This window comes from Bradyrhizobium sp. AUGA SZCCT0431, from assembly GCF_018131065.1.
GTDB lineage: Bacteria > Pseudomonadota > Alphaproteobacteria > Rhizobiales > Xanthobacteraceae > Bradyrhizobium.
Genome location: NZ_JAFCLR010000026.1, coordinates 24,777 through 48,627 on the forward strand (window position 1 = coordinate 24,777; position 23,851 = coordinate 48,627).

General features: G+C 62.5%; 25 protein-coding genes. 14 read left to right on the forward strand and 11 right to left on the reverse strand.

Annotation, left to right across the window (positions count from 1 at the left end; translation table 11 throughout):
* Positions 1-148 precede the first annotated feature (148 nt).
* The 3 genes from mnmE to hemJ form a co-directional block, all read right to left on the reverse strand.
* Positions 149-1,480, reverse strand: coding sequence for a tRNA uridine-5-carboxymethylaminomethyl(34) synthesis GTPase MnmE (gene mnmE, locus JQ567_RS23880; RefSeq protein WP_212441069.1), 1,332 nt, complete (start codon positions 1,478-1,480; stop codon positions 149-151).
* 306 nt (positions 1,481-1,786) lie between these two features.
* Complete coding sequence (gene rho, locus JQ567_RS23885; RefSeq protein ID WP_074821153.1) at positions 1,787-3,052, reverse strand: transcription termination factor Rho; 1,266 nt, start codon at positions 3,050-3,052, stop codon at positions 1,787-1,789.
* A 254-nt stretch (positions 3,053-3,306) separates the two neighbouring features.
* Positions 3,307-3,753: a protoporphyrinogen oxidase HemJ gene (gene hemJ, locus JQ567_RS23890; protein WP_212441070.1), complete on the reverse strand. Its 447-nt coding sequence runs from the start codon at positions 3,751-3,753 to the stop codon at positions 3,307-3,309.
* A 454-nt stretch (positions 3,754-4,207) separates the two neighbouring features.
* On the opposite strand from hemJ, the gene JQ567_RS23895 reads away from it, so the two are divergent.
* The 4 genes from JQ567_RS23895 to dnaQ all read left to right on the forward strand — a co-directional run bounded on the left by JQ567_RS23895 (position 4,208) and on the right by dnaQ (position 7,081).
* Positions 4,208-5,047: a pyruvate, water dikinase regulatory protein gene (locus JQ567_RS23895; RefSeq protein ID WP_212441071.1), complete on the forward strand. Its 840-nt coding sequence runs from the start codon at positions 4,208-4,210 to the stop codon at positions 5,045-5,047.
* 10 nt (positions 5,048-5,057) lie between these two features.
* Positions 5,058-5,666 carry a nucleoside triphosphate pyrophosphatase gene (locus JQ567_RS23900; protein WP_212441072.1) on the forward strand — a complete coding sequence of 203 codons (609 nt, stop codon included), beginning with the start codon at positions 5,058-5,060 and terminating at the stop codon, positions 5,664-5,666.
* Positions 5,667-5,690: 24 nt separating this feature from the next.
* Entirely contained in the window at positions 5,691-6,290 is a 600-nt protein-coding gene (coaE, locus tag JQ567_RS23905; RefSeq protein WP_212441073.1) for a dephospho-CoA kinase, read from the forward strand.
* A 92-nt stretch (positions 6,291-6,382) separates the two neighbouring features.
* A complete protein-coding gene (dnaQ, locus tag JQ567_RS23910) occupies positions 6,383-7,081 on the forward strand; it encodes a DNA polymerase III subunit epsilon (protein ID WP_212441074.1) in 699 nt (232 codons plus the stop codon).
* 34 nt (positions 7,082-7,115) lie between these two features.
* On the opposite strand, the gene secB is transcribed toward dnaQ, so the two are convergent.
* The gene (secB, locus tag JQ567_RS23915; protein WP_212264150.1) at positions 7,116-7,604 is read right to left on the reverse strand and encodes a protein-export chaperone SecB; all 489 of its coding nucleotides are present in this window, start codon (positions 7,602-7,604) and stop codon (positions 7,116-7,118) included.
* A 439-nt stretch (positions 7,605-8,043) separates the two neighbouring features.
* Here secB and JQ567_RS23920 point away from each other — a divergent pair, with 439 nt between their 5' ends.
* The 3 genes from JQ567_RS23920 to JQ567_RS23930 all read left to right on the forward strand — a co-directional run bounded on the left by JQ567_RS23920 (position 8,044) and on the right by JQ567_RS23930 (position 10,875).
* The gene (locus JQ567_RS23920) at positions 8,044-8,748 is read left to right on the forward strand and encodes a Tim44/TimA family putative adaptor protein (RefSeq protein ID WP_192740658.1); all 705 of its coding nucleotides are present in this window, start codon (positions 8,044-8,046) and stop codon (positions 8,746-8,748) included.
* Between the two features lie 160 nt (positions 8,749-8,908).
* Complete coding sequence (locus tag JQ567_RS23925; RefSeq protein WP_409363630.1) at positions 8,909-10,282, forward strand: murein transglycosylase A; 1,374 nt, start codon at positions 8,909-8,911, stop codon at positions 10,280-10,282.
* Positions 10,279-10,875, forward strand: coding sequence for a Smr/MutS family protein (locus JQ567_RS23930; RefSeq protein ID WP_212441076.1), 597 nt, complete (start codon positions 10,279-10,281; stop codon positions 10,873-10,875). The genes JQ567_RS23925 and JQ567_RS23930 overlap by 4 nt, the downstream gene beginning before the upstream one ends.
* Positions 10,876-10,879: 4 nt before the next feature.
* Here the strand turns inward: JQ567_RS23930 and JQ567_RS23935 are convergent, their stop codons facing one another.
* The 5 genes from JQ567_RS23935 to hslV all read right to left on the reverse strand — a co-directional run bounded on the left by JQ567_RS23935 (position 10,880) and on the right by hslV (position 15,149).
* Entirely contained in the window at positions 10,880-12,010 is a 1,131-nt protein-coding gene (locus JQ567_RS23935; RefSeq protein WP_212441077.1) for a hypothetical protein, read from the reverse strand.
* 136 nt (positions 12,011-12,146) lie between these two features.
* Positions 12,147-13,448: an ATP-dependent protease ATPase subunit HslU gene (hslU, locus tag JQ567_RS23940; RefSeq protein ID WP_212441078.1), complete on the reverse strand. Its 1,302-nt coding sequence runs from the start codon at positions 13,446-13,448 to the stop codon at positions 12,147-12,149.
* 49 nt (positions 13,449-13,497) lie between these two features.
* Positions 13,498-14,109, reverse strand: coding sequence for a DUF2585 domain-containing protein (locus JQ567_RS23945; RefSeq protein ID WP_212441079.1), 612 nt, complete (start codon positions 14,107-14,109; stop codon positions 13,498-13,500).
* Positions 14,106-14,588, reverse strand: coding sequence for a GNAT family N-acetyltransferase (locus JQ567_RS23950; RefSeq protein WP_212441080.1), 483 nt, complete (start codon positions 14,586-14,588; stop codon positions 14,106-14,108). The genes JQ567_RS23945 and JQ567_RS23950 overlap by 4 nt, the downstream gene beginning before the upstream one ends.
* A 3-nt stretch (positions 14,589-14,591) precedes the next feature.
* Positions 14,592-15,149 carry an ATP-dependent protease subunit HslV gene (gene hslV / locus JQ567_RS23955; RefSeq protein ID WP_192736137.1) on the reverse strand — a complete coding sequence of 186 codons (558 nt, stop codon included), beginning with the start codon at positions 15,147-15,149 and terminating at the stop codon, positions 14,592-14,594.
* A 179-nt stretch (positions 15,150-15,328) separates the two neighbouring features.
* On the opposite strand from hslV, the gene hisB reads away from it, so the two are divergent.
* The 7 genes from hisB to coaA all read left to right on the forward strand — a co-directional run bounded on the left by hisB (position 15,329) and on the right by coaA (position 20,154).
* Positions 15,329-15,922, forward strand: coding sequence for an imidazoleglycerol-phosphate dehydratase HisB (hisB, locus tag JQ567_RS23960; RefSeq protein WP_212441081.1), 594 nt, complete (start codon positions 15,329-15,331; stop codon positions 15,920-15,922).
* 139 nt (positions 15,923-16,061) lie between these two features.
* Positions 16,062-16,592 carry a DUF2628 domain-containing protein gene (locus JQ567_RS23965; RefSeq protein WP_212441082.1) on the forward strand — a complete coding sequence of 177 codons (531 nt, stop codon included), beginning with the start codon at positions 16,062-16,064 and terminating at the stop codon, positions 16,590-16,592.
* Complete coding sequence (hisH, locus tag JQ567_RS23970; RefSeq protein ID WP_212441083.1) at positions 16,589-17,239, forward strand: imidazole glycerol phosphate synthase subunit HisH; 651 nt, start codon at positions 16,589-16,591, stop codon at positions 17,237-17,239. Before JQ567_RS23965 ends, hisH begins: the two co-directional genes overlap by 4 nt.
* Positions 17,227-17,976 (forward strand): 1-(5-phosphoribosyl)-5-[(5-phosphoribosylamino)methylideneamino]imidazole-4-carboxamide isomerase, encoded by a 750-nt coding sequence (gene hisA, locus JQ567_RS23975; protein ID WP_212441084.1) that lies wholly within the window; start codon positions 17,227-17,229, stop codon positions 17,974-17,976. The genes hisH and hisA overlap by 13 nt, the downstream gene beginning before the upstream one ends.
* Positions 17,977-17,986: 10 nt before the next feature.
* The gene (gene hisF / locus JQ567_RS23980) at positions 17,987-18,763 is read left to right on the forward strand and encodes an imidazole glycerol phosphate synthase subunit HisF (protein WP_192736142.1); all 777 of its coding nucleotides are present in this window, start codon (positions 17,987-17,989) and stop codon (positions 18,761-18,763) included.
* Positions 18,764-18,858: 95 nt separating this feature from the next.
* Positions 18,859-19,182 (forward strand): phosphoribosyl-ATP diphosphatase, encoded by a 324-nt coding sequence (locus tag JQ567_RS23985; RefSeq protein WP_212441085.1) that lies wholly within the window; start codon positions 18,859-18,861, stop codon positions 19,180-19,182.
* Positions 19,183-19,197: 15 nt separating this feature from the next.
* Complete coding sequence (gene coaA / locus JQ567_RS23990) at positions 19,198-20,154, forward strand: type I pantothenate kinase (protein WP_212031935.1); 957 nt, start codon at positions 19,198-19,200, stop codon at positions 20,152-20,154.
* Positions 20,155-20,298: 144 nt separating this feature from the next.
* Here coaA and JQ567_RS23995 read toward each other — a convergent pair whose 3' ends face one another.
* Both JQ567_RS23995 and JQ567_RS24000 read right to left on the reverse strand, forming a co-directional pair.
* Positions 20,299-22,548, reverse strand: a complete 2,250-nt coding sequence (locus JQ567_RS23995) for a PAS domain-containing hybrid sensor histidine kinase/response regulator (RefSeq protein WP_212441086.1) — start codon at positions 22,546-22,548, stop codon at positions 20,299-20,301.
* A 150-nt stretch (positions 22,549-22,698) separates the two neighbouring features.
* Positions 22,699-23,166, reverse strand: coding sequence for a hypothetical protein (locus JQ567_RS24000; protein WP_212441087.1), 468 nt, complete (start codon positions 23,164-23,166; stop codon positions 22,699-22,701).
* Between the last annotated feature and the right edge of the window lie 685 nt (positions 23,167-23,851).

Below are 23,851 nucleotides of genomic sequence, written 5' to 3' on the forward strand. Positions count from 1 at the left end.
TATCGCGGAGTCAGAAATCGCGGAAGCGGGAAATTGAAAGGAATGGATCTGTTTCACGTGAAACAGCAGGTTCCATCAGCGCCACAGGAAGTGTTTCACGTGAAACAGGTTAGCCATGAAATGAATCAAGTACTGCAGGAAAGAAATATTACTTTCCTACGCAGAATTCCCGGAAGATGACGTCGAGTATGTCCTCGACATCGACGCGCCCCAGCAGCCGCCCAAGGGAATGCGCGGCGACGCGCAGATCCTCGGCCGCGAGTTCCTCGCCCTCCCCGACCACATCAATGCTGCGCTGCAACGAAGTCACCGTCTGCTGCAGCAACTGCCGCTGCCGGGTCCGGCTGATCAACCCGCCCTCGCTGGTGCCAAAATAATCCTGCGCGAACTGGACCAGGGCCGCGATCAGCTCGGGAAGCCCATCCCCGCCCCTGGCCGAAATCGCAAACTCGCCTCGGCCCAATACCTCGGCCAATGGCCGACCGGCCGGATCCAGGTCGATCTTGTTGCGCACGCGCCAGACCGGCGCGGTGCCTGCGTGATCAATTCTCGCGTCCGCCCGGTCGGCAAGCCACAACACCAGATCGGCTTCTGCGGCACGAGCCCGCGCCCGACGCACACCCTCCTGCTCCACCGGATCGTCGGTCTCGCGAATGCCGGCGGTATCGATGACGGTCACCGGATAACCATCGAGATCGAGCTGCACCTCGATGACGTCGCGCGTGGTGCCGGCGTGCGGCGATACGATCGCCACTTCGCGCCGCGCCAGCTGATTCATCAAGGTCGACTTGCCGACATTCGGGGGACCCGCGATCGCCACCACGAGACCATCCCGCAGGCGTTCACTCTGGCCCTGTGCCGCAAGGACTTCTTCGATTTCGCCCAGAAGCGTTTTGATCTTCACCAGCGCCGGCGCGATCAATTCGGCGGGCACATCGCCCTCGTCCGAAAAATCGATCCCGGCTTCGATCAGCGCTGACGCCTCGATGATGCGCGCGCGCCAGTCGCGCGCTCTGTCGCCGAGCAGGCCCTTGAGCTGGCGCAGCGCCTGGCGGCGTTGCCGGTCGGTATCGGCGTGAATGAGATCATCGAGACCCTCGGCCTCGGTCAGATCGAGCTTGCCGTTCTCAAACCCGCGCCGCGTGAATTCACCGGGCTCTGCGGCGCGCATATTTTCCAAAGCAGCCAGCGCCGCAAAGATCGAGGCCAGCACAGCCCTCCCGCCATGGACATGGAATTCGGCGACGTCCTCGCCGGTGGCACTGGCCGGCCCGGGGAACCAGAGTACGACCGCGTCGTCCAATGGCTGACCGCTGACGTCGCGGAGCAGCATCCGGGTCGCCGCCCGCGCTGGCGGGATTTTGCCCCCCAGCGCCGTTAACGCTGGACCGGCCCCCGGCCCCGATACCCGCACAATGGCGATGGCACTGGGCTCTCGGCCCGACGACAGCGCAAAAATGGTCTGATCCCGCGGATGCATCGCCTATTTGTGCAGGAGTGCTTGAAAAGGCAACGCAATTTGAGCTGCGGGTCGACATCCCGATCAGAAGGCGGAACAGCCCTGCTGAAACCAATTTGCTGCAGCAATTTTGCTGCGAAAATCGATGGCTTTGGCTCGGTCTCGTAGCCCTGTCCGCATCTAAACCAAGTAATATCAAATACTTAAGTGAAGGCCGGCTCCGATGCGCCTCCCCGGCCATGCTGCACCTTTGCTGCGGCATGGCGACCAACGAAAAGGGCGCCCCGTCTGCACGAGGCGCCCTTCCCCAAAACCTGGCCTGATGGATCAGGTGTTCATGGAATCGAAGAATTCCGAGTTGTTCTTGGTGTTGCGGAGCTTGTCGAGCAGGAAGTCGATCGCATCCATGGTGCCCATCGGATTGAGGATCCGGCGCAGTACGTACATTTTCTTGAGCAGCTGCGGATCGGTGATGAGCTCTTCCTTGCGGGTGCCGGAGCGCGAGATGTCGATCGCCGGGAAGGTCCGCTTGTCCGAGACCTTGCGGTCCAGGATCAGTTCGGAGTTACCGGTGCCCTTGAACTCTTCGAAGATGACTTCGTCCATTCGGCTGCCGGTGTCGACCAGCGCAGTCGCAATGATCGTCAGCGAGCCACCCTCCTCGATGTTACGGGCGGCGCCGAAGAAGCGCTTCGGCCGCTGCAACGCATTGGCGTCGACACCGCCGGTCAGCACCTTGCCGGATGACGGCACCACGGTGTTGTAGGCGCGGCCCAGGCGCGTGATCGAGTCGAGCAGGATCACGACGTCGCGGCCATGTTCGACCAGCCGCTTGGCTTTCTCGATCACCATCTCAGCGACCTGGACGTGACGCACCGCCGGCTCGTCGAAGGTCGATGACACGACCTCGCCCTTCACCGAACGCTGCATGTCCGTGACTTCTTCCGGACGTTCGTCGATCAAAAGCACGATCAGATAGCATTCAGGATGATTGGCGGTGATCGAGTGCGCGATGTTCTGCATCAGCACCGTCTTGCCGGTGCGCGGCGGCGCCACGATCAGGGCGCGCTGGCCTTTGCCGATCGGGGCGACGATGTCGATAACCCTCGCAGAAAGGTCTTTTCGCGTCGGGTCTTCGAGTTCGAGGCGGAAGCGCTGGTCCGGAAACAGCGGCGTCAGATTGTCGAAATTGACCTTGTGCTTGGACTTTTCCGGGTCTTCGAAATTGAGCGTGTTGACCTTGAGCAGCGCGAAATAGCGTTCGCCTTCTTTCGGGCTGCGGATATGGCCCTCGATGGTGTCGCCGGTGCGAAGCCCAAAGCGGCGGATCTGCGAGGGCGAGACGTAGATATCGTCCGGGCCCGGCAGGTAATTGGCGTCCGGCGAGCGCAAGAAGCCGAAGCCGTCGGAGAGAACCTCAACGACACCCTCGCCGATAATGTCGGTTTCCTGGATCGCGAGCTGTTTGAGGATGGCGAACATCAGCTCCTGCTTGCGCATGGTGCTGGCATTTTCGACCCCGTTCTCTTCCGCGAACGAGACGAGCTCGGCCGGCGTTTTTGCTTTGAGGTCTTGGAGTTTCATTTCCCGCATTGGGGTGGTCCTGTGGAGAATAACTAGAGGAGGGGTGCTAGGCTTTTAGGAAAAGCGGACACGAAAAACGGAAGGTCCGCAGGTCTAAGCGAGGAAAGCGCCGGTGAGGCTTCAAACCTGATGCGGTGGCCGGCTCAACAAGGAGACCGGAACACAACCACATCCGCCTGCGTGGGGTGGGATTTGGCTAATATAGAAAATCGCCCGGCGCTTCGCAAGCAGGCCTGAAGTACTCCTCGCGCCAAAAAGGCCGCCTAGAACGGCTTGACCACGACCAGAATAACGATTCCGATCATCAGAACAGTCGGCACCTCATTGATAATACGATAGAATTTCTGGTTTCGCGTATTCCTGTCGGCGGCGAAATCCTTCACCCAGCGCGAAAAAAAGCCGTGGACGCCGGACAGCACGATCACCAGCGCGAACTTGGCGTGAAACCAGCCGGAAGCGTACCAATGGCCGCTCCAGGCCAGATACAGCCCGGCCAGCCAGGTGATCATCATCGCCGGGTTGATGATCGCCTTCAGCAGCCGGCGTTCCATCACCTTGAAGGTCTCGGATTGCTTCGATCCGACCTCGGCCTCGCAATGATAGACGAACAGCCGCGGCAGATAGAGCATGCCGGCCATCCAGGAGATGACCGCAATCACATGCAGTGCCTTGATCCACGGGTAGGCCGTGATCGTGATCCACTCGTACATCGTGCGCCGCCTCGTCCTCATCGCCGCTTGGAACGTTCAGACGCTCTCAGCATTTGCCTGAAAAGCTTCCGCCAGCAGGGGACGGAGACATATCCTCAATGCACCGCTTCTCTAACTAATATTTTTAGAATCTTAGGTTTGAGTCTAAGTAGCGGTGAATTGGACTCACAACAAACCGTCCCGCAGTTCTCCCGGCTTGTTCACATCCATCACCATTTCCGCAAGAGAATTGGATCGTTCGAATAACGCCCCTTGCATCAAACGCTTGCACCAATTTATCGGCAGCTTATGCAGAGACAAATCCACATATTCTCACTATCGTTCGGATCAGGGATCTGACTTATCCTTTTGGGAGCCCTGTGTAGAAAAAGCCGGGTTATCCCTGAGAGGGCGATCCAGGACCAATTCTCTGGGCTAAGGTCCACAAGGATTCACAGGATACACAGGGGTTTTGGTGCCCACGACCGGCAATTATTTTCACCTCCATCTGGTCTCCGATTCGACCGGTGAGACGCTGATCACTGTGGCGCGCGCGGTGGCGGCGCAGTACGCCAACGTCACCGCGGTCGAACATGTCTATCCGCTGGTGCGCAGCCAGAAGCAGCTCGACCGCGTGCTCGACGAAATCGAGGAGGCGCCGGGCATCGTGCTTTTCACGCTGCTGGAAAAGGATCTGGTTGGCCGGCTCGAGACCAAGTGCAAGGACATCAACATCCCGAGCCTGTCGATCATCGGGCCGGTGATGCAATTGTTCGAAGCCTATCTCGGTGCGGCCACCACGGGGCGCGTCGGCGCCCAGCACGTGCTCAATGCCGAATATTTCAAGCGCATCGACGCGCTGAACTACACGATGATCCATGATGACGGCCAGCATGTGGAAGGCCTCGAAGATGCCGACATCGTATTGGTCGGCGTATCCCGTACATCAAAGACGCCGACCTCGATCTATCTCGCCAACCGCGGCATCCGCACCGCGAATGTCCCGCTGGTGCCGGGGATTCCGCTGCCGCACCAGCTGGAAACGCTGAAGAAGCCGTTGGTGGTCAGCCTCCATGCGACGCCGGAGCGGCTGATCCAGGTCCGGCAAAACCGGCTTCTGAGCATGGGTGCCGAGACCGGCAACGACGATTACGTCGATCGCCAATCCGTCACCGATGAAGTGGCGTATGCACGAAAACTCGCTGCCAAGTTCAGCTGGGCGCAGCTCGACGTGACGCGGCGGTCGATCGAGGAAACCGCGGCCGCGATCCTGAAACTTTTCACCGACCGGCAGCGGCAACGGCTTCCGGAATGACGCGGCTATTATGAGCATCTGGCTTGGAAAAGACCCATTGGTTCTGGCTTCGCATAGCCGCGCGCGGCAGATGCTGCTGGCCAACGCCGGCATCGCTTTTGAAGCTGTTCCGGCTGAAATCGATGAGCGCGCCGTGCAAAAGGAGTCCGGGCTTTCGGCACCCGGCGAAATCGCAAAATTGCTGGCGCGGGAAAAGGCGCTGTGGGTCTCGCTGCAAAAACCCGGCCGATACGTCGTCGGTGCCGACCAGACGCTCGCACTTGGAGACCGGTTGTTCAGCAAGCCTGCCGGCCGTGCCGCAGCAGCCGAGCAATTGGGTCTGCTCGCCGGCAAGCGCCACGAATTGCACTCGGCATTTGCCGTTGCCCGCGACGGCAAGATATTGTTCGCCGATGTTAGTGTTGCACACATGACCATGCGATCGCTAAGCAACGGCGAGATCGAGGCCTATCTGGACCAGGCGGGAGAGGCGGTAACGACCAGCGTCGGCGCCTATCAGTTGGAAGGGCTCGGGGCGCATTTGTTCGAACGCATCGAAGGCGATCATTTTACCATCCTCGGCCTGCCGTTGCTGCCGCTGCTCGCATTCTTCCGCGGTGAGCGGTTGCTCGGTGTCTGAAATCCCAAACAAAACGGCGACGTAATGCTGATCGTTGGACTGACCGGCTCGATCGGAATGGGAAAATCCACCACTGCGAAGTTATTCGCGGAGGCCGGCGTTCCCGTGTACGACGCGGATGCCGAAGTTCACAAAATCTATGAAGGCGAGGCGGCGCCCGCGATCGAAGCGGCGTTTCCCGGCACCACAGCCGACGGCAAGGTAGATCGGGCGCGGCTCTCCGCCCAGGTGGTGCACAATCCCGCCGCCATGAAGCAGCTCGAGCAGATCGTCCATCCGATGCTCGGTGCCTCACGAAAAAAATTCTTTGAAGATGCGGAAGCAGCGGGCGCGCCGGTCGTGGTCGTGGATATCCCGCTGCTGTTTGAGACCGGCGGCGAGAAACGCGTCGATGCGGTCGTGGTGGTGACGACCACAACCGAAGTCCAGCGCCAACGCGTGCTGGCGCGGGGCACGATGGATGAAGCGAGGCTCGACGCCATTCTGGCCCGGCAGCTGCCGGACGCCGAAAAGCGCAAGCGCGCCGATTTCGTGGTGGATACTTCGGATGGTCTCGACCCCGTACGCACGCGGATCCAGGACATTCTGGCCGAGGTTGTTAAGATGCCGCGGCGGCGGACCTGATTCGCCTGTTTTCCCGGCCCGGTCTTTGTTTGACGCGTTTTCTTTACGCGAACCGGTACCCACTTCGCTCGAAAACGCTATAGAGAAAATCCATGCGCGAAATCGTTCTCGATACTGAAACCACCGGCCTTGATCCACTGCGCGGCGACCGGCTGGTCGAGATCGGCTGCATCGAAATCTACAACCGCATGCCGACCGGGCAAACGTTTCACCGCTACATCAATCCCGAGCGCGACATGCCGGCCGAAGCGTTCGCCGTGCACGGCCTCTCCGCCGAGTTCCTGTCCAGCAAGCCGCTGTTCACGGAAGTGGTCGAGGAGTTCCTGGAATTCATCGCCGATGCGCCGCTGGTGATCCACAACGCGTCGTTCGATATCTCCTTCATCAACGCCGAACTCGACCGCATCAAGCGCCAGACAATTTCGCGCGACCGGCTGGTCGATACGCTGCTGCTGGCGCGCCGCAAGCATCCGGGCGTCTCGAACCGGCTCGATGATCTCTGCTCGCGTTATTCGATCGACAATTCCCGCCGCACCAAGCACGGCGCGCTGCTCGACGCCGAGCTGCTGGCCGAGGTCTATATCGACCTGATCGGAGCACGGCAGTCGCAGCTGATCCTGGCCTCGGAAACCCGCGAGTCGCGAGCGGAGCGGACCGGCGATATGCCGCGCCGGCAGCGCGAGACGCCGCTCGCACCCCGAATCACCGATGCCGACCGCGAGGCGCACCGGGCCTTTGTCGCCACGCTGGGCGACAAGCCGATCTGGAACGAGTTTCTGGGAGCCGCTTGAAACGCTGCAGCGGCGTTTAGCCGCTGAGCGTCAGTTAGCTGGGTTTCGCGCCCGAAGCAGCCTGCGCCGCCGCCTGCCGCTCCATGTTCTGGCGGTAGAGACCGACGAAATCCACGGGATCGAGCATCAGTGGGGGGAACCCGCCGTCACGCACCGCGGTGGCAATGATCTCGCGTGCGAACGGGAACAACAGCCGCGGGCATTCGATCATGACCAGCGGGTGCAGGTTTTCCTTCGGCACATTGACGATGCGGAACACGCCCGCATAGGCGAGGTCGAACGAAAACATGACCTTGCCGGCATTTTCCGCCTTGCCCTCGATCGAAAGCGTCACCTCGAACTCGCTTTCGGAGAGATTATTGGCGCCGACATTGATCTGGATATTGATGGCCGGCTGCTGCTGCTGAGGCGCCAGCGATCCCGGGGCGTTCGGATTCTCGAACGACAGGTCCTTGGTATACTGCGCCAATACGTTGAGCTGGGCAGGGGCCTGCTCTGCGGGCGCGCCGTTACCGTTGGTCATGAAACTCTCCTAAAAACGCTGGCGAGCGGAGCCCGGGTTATTGTCTGAATGCGCTCGGCGGGCGGAAATGCCTTTGCCGGGCGAGTGGCTATCATAGCCCCGCCTTATTCCACAAGGACGACGGACTGAAGGCGGGTCCGGCCGACCGCCATTTGTGACAGATATGGCTAATAGCGCGCGGCCGGCCTCCCAGCGAGCCCCTTTGGGGTCATCCTAAATAATTGAATATGCGTGATTTCCGGACATGATCGGATTTCCCCTCGCGGCCAAAACGCGCTACAATTCACCCGCGCCAAAACGCGCCATTGGCCGGGCAAAGTTTCATGCCTACATGCTGCAGTCTCGATTGAAGATGTAATCTCTGCCGTTCCCGGGGTCATGAGGGAACCCTCGACCGCCGGACCCGTTGCCGGCGTTAGAACCAGAAAGCGAATACGACGTGGATATTTACACTATCATCTTCCTGGCGCTGGCCGTCTTCATCTTCCTGCGCCTGCGCAGCGTCCTCGGACAGCGCACTGGGAGCGAACGGCCGCCCTATGATCGCGCCGCGCCGAATGTCGTGCAGCGTACGCAGGACAACAACGTCGTGCCGATGCCCGGTGCCGTGATCGATCAGACGCCGTTGGCGCCGACCGCGGACGTTGCGCCGGCGACCGACCGCTGGAAGGGCATTGCGGAAGCGGGCACGCCGCTGGCGCAAGGCCTCGACGCGCTTGTCGCGCAGGATTCCTCGTTCGATCCCCGTCACTTCCTCTCCGGTGCCCGCAGCGCCTACGAGATGATCGTGCTGGCGTTTGCCAATGGCGACCGCCGCGCGCTCAAGGATCTGTTGTCGAGCGAGGTCTATGAGAGTTTTGACGCCGTGATCAAGGATCGCGAGAAACACGAGCAGAAAACCGAAACGCGGTTTGTTTCGATCGACAAGGCCGAACTGGTGGGTGCGGAAGCCCGCGACAAGGCGGCACAGCTGACGGTGCGGTTCGTGTCGCAGATGATCTCGGTCACCCGCGACAAGACCGGCGCCATTGTCGATGGAACGCCGGATAAGGTCGCCGATATCACCGATGTCTGGACATTTGCCCGCGACACGAGTTCCCGCGATCCGAACTGGAAGTTGGTTGGCACCGGAAGCGCCAGCTAGCGCGCACAGCCTTGTAAGGTCTCTTGCAAGGTTGGCGCTGGCTGCGATCGCTATCGCGTTGTCACTGGCTCCCCTGGACGCTTCTGCCGCGCGTCGGGTGCGGTCGCATTCACATCCGCCTCCGGTAGCCGAGCGACCCCTTCCTTATCCGCAGCTGGATTTGCCGTTCCAGATCATCAATACCCAATATGCGCCGGTCGCCTGGTCCGACATCACCGGCTGGCGCGAAGACGATCATCTCGCCGCCTACAAGACCTTTCGCGACAGCTGCAAGCCGATAGCAGCGCAAACCAAACCACCATCCGAACCGAAAGCGATTGGTAGCTCGCTGCGCGATCCCTGCCGCGTCGCCAGGGGCCTCGAGCTAACCGACGGCGCCAGGGCGAAAGCGTTTTTCGAGGAGCATTTTCTGCCCTTGCGGATATCGCGGCTCGGCGAGCCCGAGGGCTTTGTCACCGGCTATTACGAGCCCATCGTCGACGGCTCGCGGACGGAGAACGAGGTCTACAAAGTGCCGGTCTATCGCCGGCCGTCCAATCTGTTCGTTCGCGGCGCCACGCAGAGCTCGGCCGGTTTGCCCAACGGGGGCAAGGTGTTTCGCAAGATTGGCCGCCGCAAGCTGGTGCCCTATTACGATCGCGCCGAGATCGAGGACGGGGCGATTGAGGGCCGTGGCCTCGAAATCTGCTGGCTGAAAGACCAGACCGATCTGCTGTTCTCGCAGATCCAGGGTTCGGCGCGGGTCAGCCTCGATGATGGCTCGACCGTTCGCATCAATTATGATGCGCATAATGGTTATCCCTATACGCCGGTCGGCCGCATCCTGATCGAACGCAACATCATCCCTAAGGATCAGATGTCGATGCAGAAGATCCGGGAGTGGATGACGGCGAACCCCGATGGCGCCAACGAGTTGCGACGCCAGAACCGGTCCTACGTGTTCTTCCGCGAGGTAAACCTCTCCGACAAGGACGAAGCGGTCGGCGCCCAGGGCGTGCCGCTGACGCCAGGCCGCTCGATCGCGGTTGATAAGGCACTGCATGTCTACGGCACGCCGTTCTTCGTCGAGGGCGAGCTGCCGATTGATACCGAAACGTCCAAAACGCCGTTTCGCCGGCTGATGATCGCGCAGGACACGGGCTCTGCGATCGTCGGGCCCGCCCGCGCCGACCTCTATCTCGGCGCCGGGGCCGACGCCGGCAAGGTAGCAGGCCGCTTCCGCCATCCTATGCGTTTTGTCATGCTGCTGCCGAAGAGCCTCGATCCTTCCGCGCGCGGCCGCAAGATACCGGTGCCGGACGAACGGCCGTCGGAGAAAATCGCAAAGCTGTTTCCGCAGGTTGATCCGTTAAAGGATCCGAAGAACGCCGCTCCCGCCACTCCCGTTGCAACGCCGGCCGCGACCGCACCCACATCCGCGGCGCAGGCCGCCGTGGTAAAACCGGTGCCGCTGCCGGCGGCCCGGCCCGGTGTCAAGCCGGTTTCCGAACCGGTCCGCCATCGCCACATCCGCCGCTTCCGCCACCGTCAATGAAACGCCGGACGTCGAACTCGATCCCCGAAATACCAATGCCGCCGCGGCGCAAGCGCAGCCTCAGCGAAGAGGAGCGTGCGCTGTGGGAAAGCGTGGCCAAGCAGGTCAAGCCGCTGCGCAAGCGGCACCGCACCGTGAAGCCGCCGGCAGCCGCGCCGGAGGCGGAAGCCAGTGTCGCTGCCAAGCCTGTTGCGTCACCGAAGGCGATGCCTTCGCCACGAGTCATTCCTCCGTCACGGCCGGAGCCGCCACCGCTGGCGCCGATCGGACGCCGTGAACGCTCACAGCTTTCGCGTGGCCGGAAAGAGATCGACGCCCGGCTCGATTTGCACGGCATGACGCAGATCCGCGCGCACCGCGTGCTGCTGACCTTCCTGCAGCGCGCGCACAGCGACGGCCTGACCTTCGTGCTCGTGATCACAGGCAAGGGCAAAGTGGGCGGCTCAGAGGCCGAGCGCGGCGTGTTGCGCCGTCAGGTGCCGCAATGGCTCAGCCTGCCGGAATTCCGCTCGCTGGTGGTCGGATTCGAGGAAGCCCATATCGGCCACGGCGGCGAGGGCGCACTGTATGTGCGTGTCAGACGGGTCAGGTGAGTATTTAGAACGGCCGCACGATGCCGACGCGCGGGATCAGCGTGACGATCCAGCCGAAGATCATGGTCTTCCGATCATCGGTCGATATCAGCGCCGCCTCGCGTGATGCGGGCAGCATCTTCACCGCATGCAGGATCAGGAACAGGCACACCGCCCAGTTCGAAATCCAGCGCGAGTAATCGAACACGATCACGAACATCACCAGATAGGCGAGGGTGACGATTGCTATGGCTGTGAAGACCACACGGCGATGCGCGTCGACTGCAAGCGCTGCGATCAACTTCGAAAAATATCGCCACAGCGGGCTATGCAACCAGATCAGCAGCGCAAACACCGGGATGCCGAGCAGGTTCGAGGGCAGACGCGCCCAGGTATCCAACATTTCCTTCGATAGCGGCTGATACCAGATGTAACTAAAACTCAGCAGATTGGTGCGCGATGGGTCGGCCATCCTGCCGTGCAGGTGACCGGCGAACTCCGAATCAGGAACCGCCATCGTCCCGTAGAATTGCGCGGCGATGAAAAGAATGCCGGTGGCCGCGAGCGCGACAATGCCCGCGATCGCGCCTGGGCGGCTCACACCCTGCGCCAGATAGTAACGCAGCACTACGATGGCCGCGATGGTCGGCACATACATCAAGAGGTGAATGTGGTGGATCAGCACGAGGATCATCGAGAACAGCGTGGCGAGCAGCACATAGAACAGCGAGCGCGCCGGAATCAGTAAGAGGCAGATCGCAAACAGGCATCCGTAGATGTCGAAATGCCCCAGCGTGTGCATGAAATTTTTCAGGAAGAACGGCGAACCGGCCATCAACACGAACAGCGGCAGATGTGCGTCGTCGAAACCGAATGTCCGTTTGAACAGTCGTACGAACAGGCCCGCCGTGCTGAGCCAGACGGCGCCGCCGAGCGCGAACACCAGCCACACCGGCACTTTCGCGGTGCACAGCGCCACGATGGCGCCGATCAGCGCGCGCTTGGTGAAGCCGAAATGATAGTCGACCAAGAGATGAATGTAGGGAACGAAGGGCGGCAGCGTGATCTTGTGCAGGAACACCCCGACGAACACGGCGACGTTGACGGCCAGCATCAAGCGCCAGGGGTTTTCCCGTATAAACAGATTCAAGGCCATTGTCTTCCCGGCGAACGCCGGGACCCATACGCCGCGGCCGTAATTGCTTTAGCACAATGGTCGATGACGTCTTCCAACAATGGACGACCGGGGTTATGGGTCCCGGCCTTCGCCGGGACGACAATCTTCGTTGATACTACAAAATAAACCGGCTCAAATCCGCGTTCTTGGCGAGATCGCCGACATGCTTCTGCACGTAGTCGGCATCGACCTTGATGGTCTCGCCGTGGCGGTCCGGGGCGGCAAAGGAAATCTCGTCGAGCACGCGCTCCATCACCGTCTGCAGGCGCCGCGCGCCGATATTTTCCACGGTAGAGTTGACGGCGACCGCGACGTCAGCCAGCGCGTCGATGGCGCCGTCGGTGATGTCGAGCGTGACGCCCTCAGTCTGCATCAGCGCGATATATTGCTTGATCAGCGACGCCTCCGGCTCGGTCAGGATGCGGCGCATATCGTCGCGGGTCAGCGCTTCCAGCTCGACCCGGATCGGCAACCGGCCCTGCAACTCGGGCAACAGGTCCGATGGTTTCGCAATGTGGAACGCGCCGGACGCAATGAACAGGATATGGTCGGTTTTGACCGCGCCGTGCTTGGTCGAGACGGTGGTGCCTTCGATCAGCGGCAGCAGGTCGCGCTGCACGCCTTCGCGCGAGACATCGCCGCCGGTGCGGCCGTCGCGCACGCAGATCTTGTCGATCTCGTCGAGGAACACGATGCCGTTATTTTCGACCGCGTTGATCGCTTCCAGCACCAGCTGGTCGCTGTCCAAAAGCTTGTCGGATTCTTCGTTGACGAGGGTCTCGTGTGAACTCTCGACCGTCAGACGGCGGGTCTTGGTCCGCCCGCCCATCTTGCCGAAGATATCGCCGATCGAAATTGCACCCAACTGGGCGCCGGGCATGCCCGGGATTTCGAACATCGGCATGCCGCCCGATGACGACGTCTCGATTTCGATTTCCTTGTCGTTCAGCTCGCCGGCGCGCAGCTTCTTGCGGAAGGAATCGCGGGTGGCGGGACTCGAAGCCGGCCCGACCAGTGCGTCGAGCACGCGCTCCTCGGCCGCGAGCTGGGCGCGGGCCTGCACGTCTTTCCGTTTGCGCTCGCGGGTCTGGGAGATCGCGACCTCGACGAGATCGCGGATGATCTGCTCGACGTCGCGGCCTACATAACCAACCTCGGTAAACTTCGTGGCTTCGACCTTGATGAAGGGGGCGCCGGCCAATTTCGCCAGCCGCCGCGCGATCTCGGTCTTGCCGACACCGGTCGGCCCGATCATCAGGATGTTTTTCGGCAGCACCTCCTCGCGCAGATTGCCGGTGAGCTGCAGCCGCCGCCAGCGGTTGCGCAGCGCGATCGAGACGGCGCGCTTGGCGTCGGCCTGGCCGACGATGAAGCGGTCGAGTTCGGAGACGATTTCACGGGGGGAAAAGTCGGTCATTGGCTTTAGCTAGGGTGAAATTTCGTTCACGGCAAGGCGGCCAGACCGCCTAGATTATCGGCGGCCCGGCCTGCCATTGCTTGATCGCCTCGAAGGGGTAGAGCAGCATGATGATGTTCAGCGCCAGATTGTCGCGAATGTGCAGCGCCAACACGATTTCGAACGCCAGCGCCAGCGCCACGGTGGCCGCGACCGGCAGCTTCCTGGCCAACAGGAAACCGCCGATCATGGCGAAATTGTCGGAAATCGAATTGACGATGGTGTCGCCGAAATAGTCCAGCGAGATGGTGCCGGTCCGATAGCGATCGATGATCCAACTCGAATTCTCGACCAGCTCCCAAGCACCCTCGACCAGCATCGCAAGTATCAGGCGTGCGGGCCAGGCGAGACGTGGAAACAGAAGATGGGCAGCTCCATAAAACAGGAAGCCGTGCAGGATGTGCGACAGCGTGTACCAGTCGGCGATGTGTTGAGAATTTTCCGAGCTCTGCACCACGCCGTGCCAGAGTTTGACGTAGCCGCAGGCGCAGATCGGCAGGCGGCCCATCGCATAGAGGATCGAGGCCTGCACCACCAGGATTCCGGCGGCCATCAGCAGCCAATGCCAGGCCGTAACACTGTTGGCGAGGGGAGGCCGTGCGGCCGCGCTACCTGTGGTCATGGGTTGCGGACCATCAGCAGCGCAGGACCATCTGGTGTGTCGACCATATGGGCTCTTTCGAATCCGGCCTTCTCATAGGCGCGCACGGCGCGGTGGTTGGCGGGGTCGGGATCGGTGACCATGCGCGGCGCGCCGTGCGCCAGTCGCGCGTCGACGAAGGTTCGAATCAGTGCCGAGCCATGGCCTCGCTCGATCATGCCGGGTTCACCAATAAAGAGATCGATGCCACGGGTGCCCTTGGGGTGAGTGCCGAAGCCGGAATTCCAAGCGGTAAGATCATAACACTGGATGTAGCCGAAATCGGCGCCGTTTGTCGAAACGACAAATTGATCCATGGCCGGCTCGTCGAGATCGCCGCTGACCAGCGCATATTGCTCGTCAGGATCGCCCCACCATTCCCGGACATGGGGATGTGCGAGCCATTGCCGGATCACCGGCAGATCCGCTGAGGTCATGGCGCGAAAGACGTAAGCCGCCATCGATCAGCCGCCCAGTGCCTCGATGGTCACGTTGCGGTTGGTGTAGACGCAGATATCGGCGGCGATATCCAGCCCGCGGCGAACGATGGCCTCGGCATCCTTGTCGGTATCAATCAGCGCACGGGCGGCGGCCAGCGCATAATTGCCGCCGGAGCCGATCGCCATCACGCCGGCCTCCGGCTCCAGCACGTCGCCGGTGCCGGTCAGCACCAGCGAGACGTCCTTGTCGGCGACGATCATCATCGCTTCCAGGCGGCGCAGATAGCGGTCGGTGCGCCAGTCCTTGGCGAGTTCGACCGCGGCGCGGGTCAATTGACCCGGATACTGCTCCAGCTTGCTCTCCAGCCGCTCGAACAGGGTGAAAGCATCAGCGGTGGCGCCGGCAAACCCGCCGATGACGTCGCCCTTGCCGAGTTTGCGGACCTTTTTGGCGTTGGATTTGATCACGGTCTGGCCGATCGAGACCTGGCCGTCGCCGCCGATCACCACCTTGCCGCCCTTGCGGACCGTTAAAATGGTGGTGCCGTGCCAGACCGACGGCTCATTGGGGGATGCTTGCATGGAATACCTCGTGTCCGACCAGATTTAGGGGTTCGAGCGCACCGTTACAATCGGCCGGATTTGGTCACTATAGGGGGAAGTTGAGCCTTTTAAGCACGATCCCGCAGTGGCGAAGGCGACTTCGGCCTGTTAAAAGGGCCGCGTTTTCGGCCGGGAAGAGGCAAAGGAAAGCACATTTCATGCGCACAGCGACCATCAAGCGCAAGACCAAGGAGACCGACATCGAGGTGGCGGTAAACCTCGATGGATCAGGCGTGTCCAAGGTTTCGACCGGTATCGGCTTCTTCGACCATATGCTCGACCTCCTGGCCCGGCATTCGCGCATCGACATCACGGTCAAGGCGGATGGCGATCTCCATGTCGACCATCACCACACCACCGAGGACGTCGGCATCGCGCTGGGTCAGGCCGTGAAGCAGGCGCTCGGCACCATGGCCGGAATTACCCGTTATGCCTCGATCCATATGCCGATGGACGAGACGCTGTCGCGCGTCGTGATCGACATTTCGGGCCGGCCGGTGCTGGTGTTCAAGGTGGATTTTCCGCGCGACAAGGTCGGCGAGTTCGACACCGAGCTGGTTCGCGAATGGTTCAATGCGTTCACGACCAACGCCGGCGTGACTTTGCACGTCGAAACCTTATATGGCGAGAACAGCCATCATATCGCCGAATCCTGCTTCAAGGGTTTGGCCCGGGCGCTTCGTACGGCGGTTGCCATCGATCCAAAAACCGCGGGCGAAGTGCCATCCACCAAGGGTCAGCTCGGCGGCTGATTTTGGACCATGATCTGGACCCGGAGGGCCCCGCTGGCGAAAAGTGGGAACCGGTTTTCCCGAAACGGTCCATGCTTGAACTAAAAGGCTGATCGGACTGACCAATCAGCTCCGATCTGGTTCGCGGCGGAGAGTGACGATGCCGGTCTATACAGTGCATGCCCCGGTCAAAGGCGGCGCCGATCTGGCGGCGACCGACAGGTTTATGTTCGTGCGCGACGGCTTTCATTTCTGGGCCGCGGTGGCGAGCCTGCCGTGGCTTGTCTGGCATCGTCTGTGGCTGGCGCTGATCGGCTGGATCGCGCTGACCGTTGCGATCGCATTCGGCCTGCGGGCGCTCGGCGCCGGCGGTGGTACCATCCTGTTCGCCAATTTCCTGGTTGCGGTTCTGATGGGCTTTGAAGCGGCCAGCCTGCGGCGCTGGACGTTCTCGCGGCGCAAATGGCGGCAGCTCGATATCGTGGTGGCCGATGATGAGGAAGCCGCCGAGCAGCGCTTCTTCGATCGCTGGACCGCAAGGCAGCGCGGCCTCACCAATGACCAATGGGCGGTTGAGCGCGGCGGGCCGCCGCCGACCCGCAACGTTCCGGGCCAGCCATTTTCGAAACCGCCGCCGATGCCGCAAGGCGGCATCATCGGCCTGTTTCCCGAGCCGGGAGGATCACGATGAGCGTTGCGATCATCGATTACGGCTCGGGCAATCTGCACTCGGCGGCGAAGGCGTTCGAGCGCGCCGCGCGGAGCATGGAAAATCCGCCGAAGATCATGGTGACGCGCGATCCCGAAGCGGTGTTTCGCGCCGATCGCATCGTGTTGCCCGGCGTCGGCGCCTTCGCCGATTGCCGCAGGGGCCTCGATTCCCTCGACGGCATGCTCGAGGCGATGACGGAAGTCGTGCGCTCCAAGGCGCGACCGTTCTTCGGCATCTGCGTCGGCATGCAGCTGATGGCGACGCGCGGCAAGGAGCATGTTACCACCGACGGCTTCAACTGGATCGCGGGCGACGTCGAGAAGATTACGCCGCGCGAGGAGAATCTGAAGATTCCCCACATGGGCTGGAATACGCTGGACATGGTGCGCGAGCATCCGGTGCTGGAGCGCCTGCCGCTCGGACCAAAGGGCCGCCACGCCTATTTCGTGCACTCCTATCACCTCAACGCCTCGCATGAAGCGGATGTGCTGCTGCGCGCCGAATACGGCGGGCCGGTGACGGCGATGGTCGGCAAGGACACCGCGATCGGTACGCAATTCCACCCGGAAAAGAGCCAGCGTTTCGGGCTGGGTCTGATCTCGAACTTTTTGAAATGGAAGCCGTGATCCTTTTTCCCGCCGTCGATCTGAAGAACGGCCAGTGCGTGCGCCTCGAACAGGGCGACATGGCGCGGGCGACCGTGTTCAACCTCGATCCCGCGGCGCAGGCGCGGGCCTTCGCCGATCAGGGTTTTGAATATTTGCACGTCGTCGATCTCGACGGCGCCTTTGCCGGCAAGCCGATGAACGCGCTGGCGGTCGAAGGGATGCTGAAGGCGGTCACGATGCCGGTGCAGCTCGGCGGCGGCATTCGCGACCTCAAGACCATCGAGGCCTGGCTCGACAAGGGCATTGCGCGGGTAATCATCGGCACCGCGGCGGTGCGCGATCCGGAACTGGTGAAGAGCGCCGCGAAAAAATTTCCCGGCCACGTCGCGGTCGGTCTCGACGCCCGCGACGGCAAGGTCGCGGTCGAGGGCTGGGCCGAGACCTCGCAGGTAACCGTGCTCGAAATCGCGCAGCGGTTCGAGGACGCCGGCGTCGCCGCGATCATTTTTACGGACATTGCGCGTGACGGCCTGCTTAAGGGCCTCAACCTCGATGCCACCATTGCGCTGGCCGAGAGCATCTCCATTCCCGTCATCGCCTCCGGCGGCTTTGCCTCGATCGAGGACGTCAAGGCGCTGCTCGAGCCGCGCGCCAGGAAGCTCGCGGGCGCGATCGCCGGGCGGGCGCTCTATGACGGCCGGCTCGATCCCGCCGCCGCGCTGGCACTGATCCGCAACGCGCGCAGCGCGGCCTAGGGAGACCACGATGTTCAAGGTCCGCGTGATCCCCTGCCTCGACGTCAAGGACGGCCGCGTGGTCAAGGGCGTCAACTTCGTCGATCTGCGCGACGCCGGCGATCCCGTGGAAGCGGCGATTGCGTATGATGCCGCCGGCGCCGACGAGCTCTGCTTCCTCGACATCACCGCCACCCACGAGAACCGCGGCACCATGCTCGACGTTGTCAGGCGGACGGCGGAGGCCTGCTTCATGCCGCTGACGGTCGGCGGCGGGGTGCGGACCATCGAGGACATCAAGACGCTGCTGCGATCCGGCGCCGACAAGGTCTCGATCAACAGCGCGGCGGTCTCAAACCGCGAATTCGTCAAGCAGGGGGCCGAGAAATTCGGCGAGCAGTGCATCGTGGTCGCGATCGACGCCAAGCGGGTCAAGCGCGCCGGCGGCTCGGACCGCTGGGAGATTTTCACCCATGGCGGGCGCAATTCGACCGGGATCGACGCCATCGAATACGCCCAGGAAGTGGTCTCGCTCGGCGCCGGCGAAATCCTGCTGACCTCGATGGACCGGGACGGCACCCGGCAAGGCTTCGACCTGCCGCTGACGCAGGCGATCGCTGACAGTGTTCCCGTACCGGTAATTGCGTCCGGCGGCGTCGGCAACCTTGACCACCTCGTGGACGGCATCCGCCAGGGCCACGCCACCGCGGTGCTGGCGGCCTCGATATTCCACTTCGGCGAATTTACCATTCGCCAAGCCAAGGAACACATGGTGCGCGCCGGGCTGCCGATGCGGCTCGATCCCTGACGACTCCCCGTCACAAAAGTGCTAAGTCCGTTCTTGCTAAGTCCAGTCTTGGGATAGCGCGGGCCTTCGGCCGGCGCACGTGTTGAGTTCAGTTGATGCCACGTTTCACTATTCATGATCTGGCCGCCACCATCGATGCTCGGGCCGCATCGGGGGGAGAAGCGTCCTACACCCGCAGGTTGCTCGACAAGGGCGCGGAGCACTGCGCCAAGAAGTTGGGCGAGGAAGCGGTCGAGACCGTGATCGCCGCGGTCGAGAACGATCGCGATCACCTGATCGCCGAAAGCGCCGATTTGCTGTTTCATTTGCTGGTGCTGCTCAAAGCGCGCGGCGTGACGCTGGAAGAAGTCGAGACCGCACTCGGGCTACGTACCAACCAGTCCGGACTGGAAGAAAAAGCCGGGCGCAAGCGCGATTGAGCAAGAGGCGACGCCATGGATATTCGGGCGACGGACCAGCAATATAACCCCTACCGGATCTTCACGCGCGAGCAGTGGGCGCGGTTGCGCGACGACACGCCGATGACGCTGGAGCCGGGCGAGTTCGAGCGGCTGCGTTCGCTGCACGACCGCCTCGATTTGCAGGAGGTCGAGGACATCTTCCTGCCGCTGTCGCGGTTGCTGTCGATCTATGTTGATGCGACGCTGCGGCTCTACCAGGCGCAGCGTCAGTTCCTCGGCATCCGCGACCGCAAGGTGCCCTATATCATCGGCGTCGCAGGCTCGGTTGCGGTCGGCAAATCCACCACCGCGCGCGTGCTGCAGGCGCTGCTGGCGCGCTGGTCGCCGCGGCCCAAGGTCGAAATGGTGACGACCGACGGTTTTCTGTTTCCGAACGCCGTGCTCGAGCGGCAGGGCCTGATGCAGAAAAAGGGCTTTCCCGAGAGCTACGACCTGCCGATGCTGCTGTCGTTCCTGAGCGACATCAAGGCCGGCCGGCGGCCGGTGCGCGCGCCGGTTTATTCGCATTTGACCTACGACATCGTTCCCAACAAGTGGATCGAGGTCGACCGCCCCGACATCCTGATCGTCGAGGGCGTCAACGTGTTGCAGACCGGCCGCCTGCCGCGCGACGGCAAGGCGGTTCCTGTGGTCTCCGACTTCTTCGACTTCTCCGTATATATCGACGCCGACGAGGCGGTGCTGCGCCAATGGTATGTGCGGCGTTTCCTCGCGTTGCGAGACACGGCGTTTACCGATCCGCGGTCCTACTTCCATCGTTACGCGCTGCTCTCCGACGAGGAGGCGACGGCGACCGCGCTGGCGATCTGGGAGCGTACCAACCTTGCCAATCTCGAAGACAACATTTTGCCGACCCGGCCGCGCGCGACGCTGATCCTCAAGAAGGGCGCCGATCACGTCGTCGAGACCGTCGCGCTGCGGCGGCTGTAGTCGCAGTACATCGTCATTGCGAGCCAACGGGTCGGCGCGAAGCGCCGCCCGATGACAGGCTCCGCGAAGCAATCCATCGTGCAGCGAAGTAAGTATGGATTGCTTCGTCGCTTCGCTCCTCGCAATGACGTAAAAATCTGAACGCTAGGCCGCGATGTGCCGCGAGGCCGCAAGACCCGCGATCGCCTCCGCCAATTTCTCGCGATCGAGCGGCTTGATCAGGAAACCGTCCATCCCGGCTTCAAAACAGGCATAACGATCTTCCACCAGCGTGTTGGCGGTCAGCGCCAGGATCGGCGTCCGGCGCCCGGGCAGGCCGGATTCCAGCGTGCGCATCCGCTTGGTGGTTTCGATGCCATTGAGCTGCGGCATCTGGATGTCCATCAACACCAGATCATAGCCCGCGCCGGCCGATTTGGCCGACAGCCAGGATTCCAGCGCCTCTTCGCCATTGGTGGTGATGACGGCCTGGTGCCCCAGCCGGCTCAGCAAGGAGCGCATCAACAGCGCGTTGATCTCATTGTCTTCCGCGACCAGGATTGAAAGCCCCTTGCTCGCCGGCGCCGGCGTCGGGGCAGGCTCATCCAGGCCGGTCATGGCATCGCTGACGACACTGGGCGCCGAGATCTCGGGCGTGGCCGTCAGGCGCGCCGCGAGCGAGGCGGCGCGGAGCGGCTTGACCAGATAGCCGGTGAAGGGGGATGCCGCGGAAGGCTGCAGCTCCTGCCGCGTCGCCGGCGTGAACATCACGATGCGCTGCGTGGCGTGCAGCCGTGCGGCCTCGCCGAACGCCTCGATGGCTTGGGTGCCGAGCGCGTGATCGATCAGGATGGCGTGCCAGGGGCGCTCCGGCAGCAGCGCCTGGGCGACGTCGGCGTCGGAAACCATGCAGGTCTGGCCGCCCCAACGCTGCAGCCGCCGCGCGGTCAAAGAGGCCTCGATGCTCTGCGGCGACACCAGCATGATCGACTGGCCGGTCAGGTCGGGTGCGGCAAACGTCTTCGGCGTGCCGGGATCAGAGGCCGGCAGCGGGATCGTCACCTCGAACGTCGAACCGATACCGGGCTTGCTCTCCAGCGTGATGCGGCCGCCCATCCGCTTGACGATGCGGTCACTGATGCTGAGGCCTAATCCAGTGCCGCCATAGCTGCGCGCGATGCGATCGTCGGCCTGCTCGAATTCGCGGAAGATGCGCTCCTGCGCCTCCGGCGCGATACCGATGCCGGTGTCGCGCAACACAAAACTGACCTCACCCGGACGGATGCCGGGCTCGACAATCAATGCGACGCCGCCGGTTGCGGTGAACTTGATCGCGTTGCCGGCAAGATTGAGCAGCACCTGCCGCAGCCGCGCCGCGTCGCCGACCACTTCCAGGGGCAGGCGCTCGTCGATATAGGCGGCGATCTCGAGCTTGCGGGCCTGCGCGCGCGGCGCCAGCAATTCGGTGATGCCCTCGATCAGCTCCGGCAGGGCGAAGGCGCGATGTTCGAGGTCGATCTTGCCGGCCTCGATCTTGGAATAGTCCAGCAGTTCCTCGATCAGCGACAGCAGCGCGTCGCCGGAGGTCTTCACCGCCTTGACGTAGGTGGTCTGTTCCGGCGTCAGCGGCGTATCCAGTAGCAGGCCGCTCATGCCGATGATGCCGTTCAGCGGCGTGCGGATCTCGTGGCTCGCCATGGCGAGGAAGCGCGACTTGGCGCGGCTGGCGGCATCGGCCTGATCGCGGGCCTCGGCCAGCGCGCGCTCGCTCTCGGTGCGGTTGGTGACGTCGCGGCCGACGCTCTGCATTTCGGAAGGCCCGCCGGCATCGTTGCGCACCAGCGCTTCACGCCAGGCTATCCATCGCGGCCCCTCGGGGCCCGCGATCTTCTGGTCGTGGATGCGGGTGCCGTTCCATTCCAGCACGCTGTCGCCCTGTTCCAGAATATCGAGCGTGGCGGTGCTGCCGATCAGGGCCTCGCGCGGCGCTTGCGCCAGTTCGCAATAGGCATCGTTGACGAAGGTGATGCAGCCGTCGGTGTCGCGCAGGATGATCAGGTCGCCCTGCGATTCGAACAGGCGGCGGGTGCGCTGCTCGGCCTCCTGCAGTTCCCAGTTCCGGTCCGCCATCGCTTCATTGTGCAGGGCGACCTTGTGCATCTTCTTTCGCAGGAAACGAAACCGGGCGCTCTGGGCGGCGAGGGCGACGCAGGCGATCGCGAACAGGAAACTGATGCCGATCGCAAAGGTGTGCGGATTGTAGCCGGATATTTCCGAGCGGCTTGCGGTTATGAAGCCGTAGGCGCCGCCAAAGGTGGCGGAAAACACGATGAAGGAGCGAAGGGTGAAGGTGACCCAGGGATGCCGGCGGCCAAAGCGGCGGAAGTATAGTTTAATCCGGTAAGTCCGCCCCATCGTCAGTTACCCTGAGATTGTTTGCTCGAATTGAGGCGGCTCGATTCGCCCGGTGCGTCCCGAGAGACGATGCGTCGCCGACCTTGAAAAGTGCTTGAGGCGGGCTGCCTTTCGCGGGTGCGATAAGAACAGGGTTGATGAAGTGTTAACTCACAGCGAGGCGGCCACGACGCGAGGCTGAGCGCCGCGGGCGCTGACGATGAGGGCGGCGGCATCGCGCGCCGAAAAGCTCTTCGAGCGCACGAAGATGCGGTAATCGGCGGGTCCCTCCGTTGAGAGATAGATGACGGGCTCGGACGGCGACGGCGAGCTGGAAATCGCGACCAGCTGCGGCGGCGAATGGCTTTCGCAGGCGCCGGGCTCGGTGCTGTCGATGTCGTCGATGACGGTGAAGTCCGCCGCTTCCGCGCTGTCGGAGATCTGGACGCGGACGGTGGCGCGGCCGGGATCGCTGGTGAAACTGACGTGACGTTCGGCCTGCCAGGACAGGGCCGCGATCTGGAGCGAAGCGCCCGCAATCTCGATGCAGGGGCGCGGACCGGTCGAGAATTCGCCGCGGGCGAACAGCGCGACGACGGCCAGCGGAACCACCGAGGCCAAAACCTTGAAACGCAACATGACACTACCCACTCAGCACAAGCCCGCGACAGGGGGCTTATGGTTGGCAGAGGGTAAAGAAAACTCGTTACTACGGGGTTTATGGGAGGAGTTGTCGTTCCGGCGAACGCCGGAACCCATACGCCGCGGCGGTCATTGCAACGGAAGGTCTCTAACGCCAGCGTTCCCACCGATGGGCCGCGGCGTATGGGTCCCGGCTCAAGGCCGGGACGACGACGTGGATGGGTCATCGCAAACATGACGTCACATTCTCGCGGCGCGATGCGCCCGAAGTTTTGCAAATCATCCGCCCCCAAAAAATTGAGAGGGCGCAGGGAAGACCGGGTGCGCGCTGCACCCGCGGTCCCGTGTGCAATTTGCACAGAAAAATGCGCACACGAGCATACAGGTCCAGCGGAGAACACCCGGCCTTCCCTGCGCAGTGGCTTTACGGCTTATATCGTGCTCTCCCTGGTGAACGGGCTTTCTTGCCACCATCATCCCTGATCAGCGTTTGGCTTCTCAGGAACTTGACGCCAGCAACGGGGCGTCAGGACCACACGACTTCGCCGTACGCGTCAGTGCCGTTCGTCGCCAGCACATCAGCGTCCACCGCAACCCGTCCAACGTCCGTGACGACGGCCGACGCCCTTCTGAGTAGGACGGGATGGCCAAATATATGCCCCAATTTTCACTTCTGGAAAAG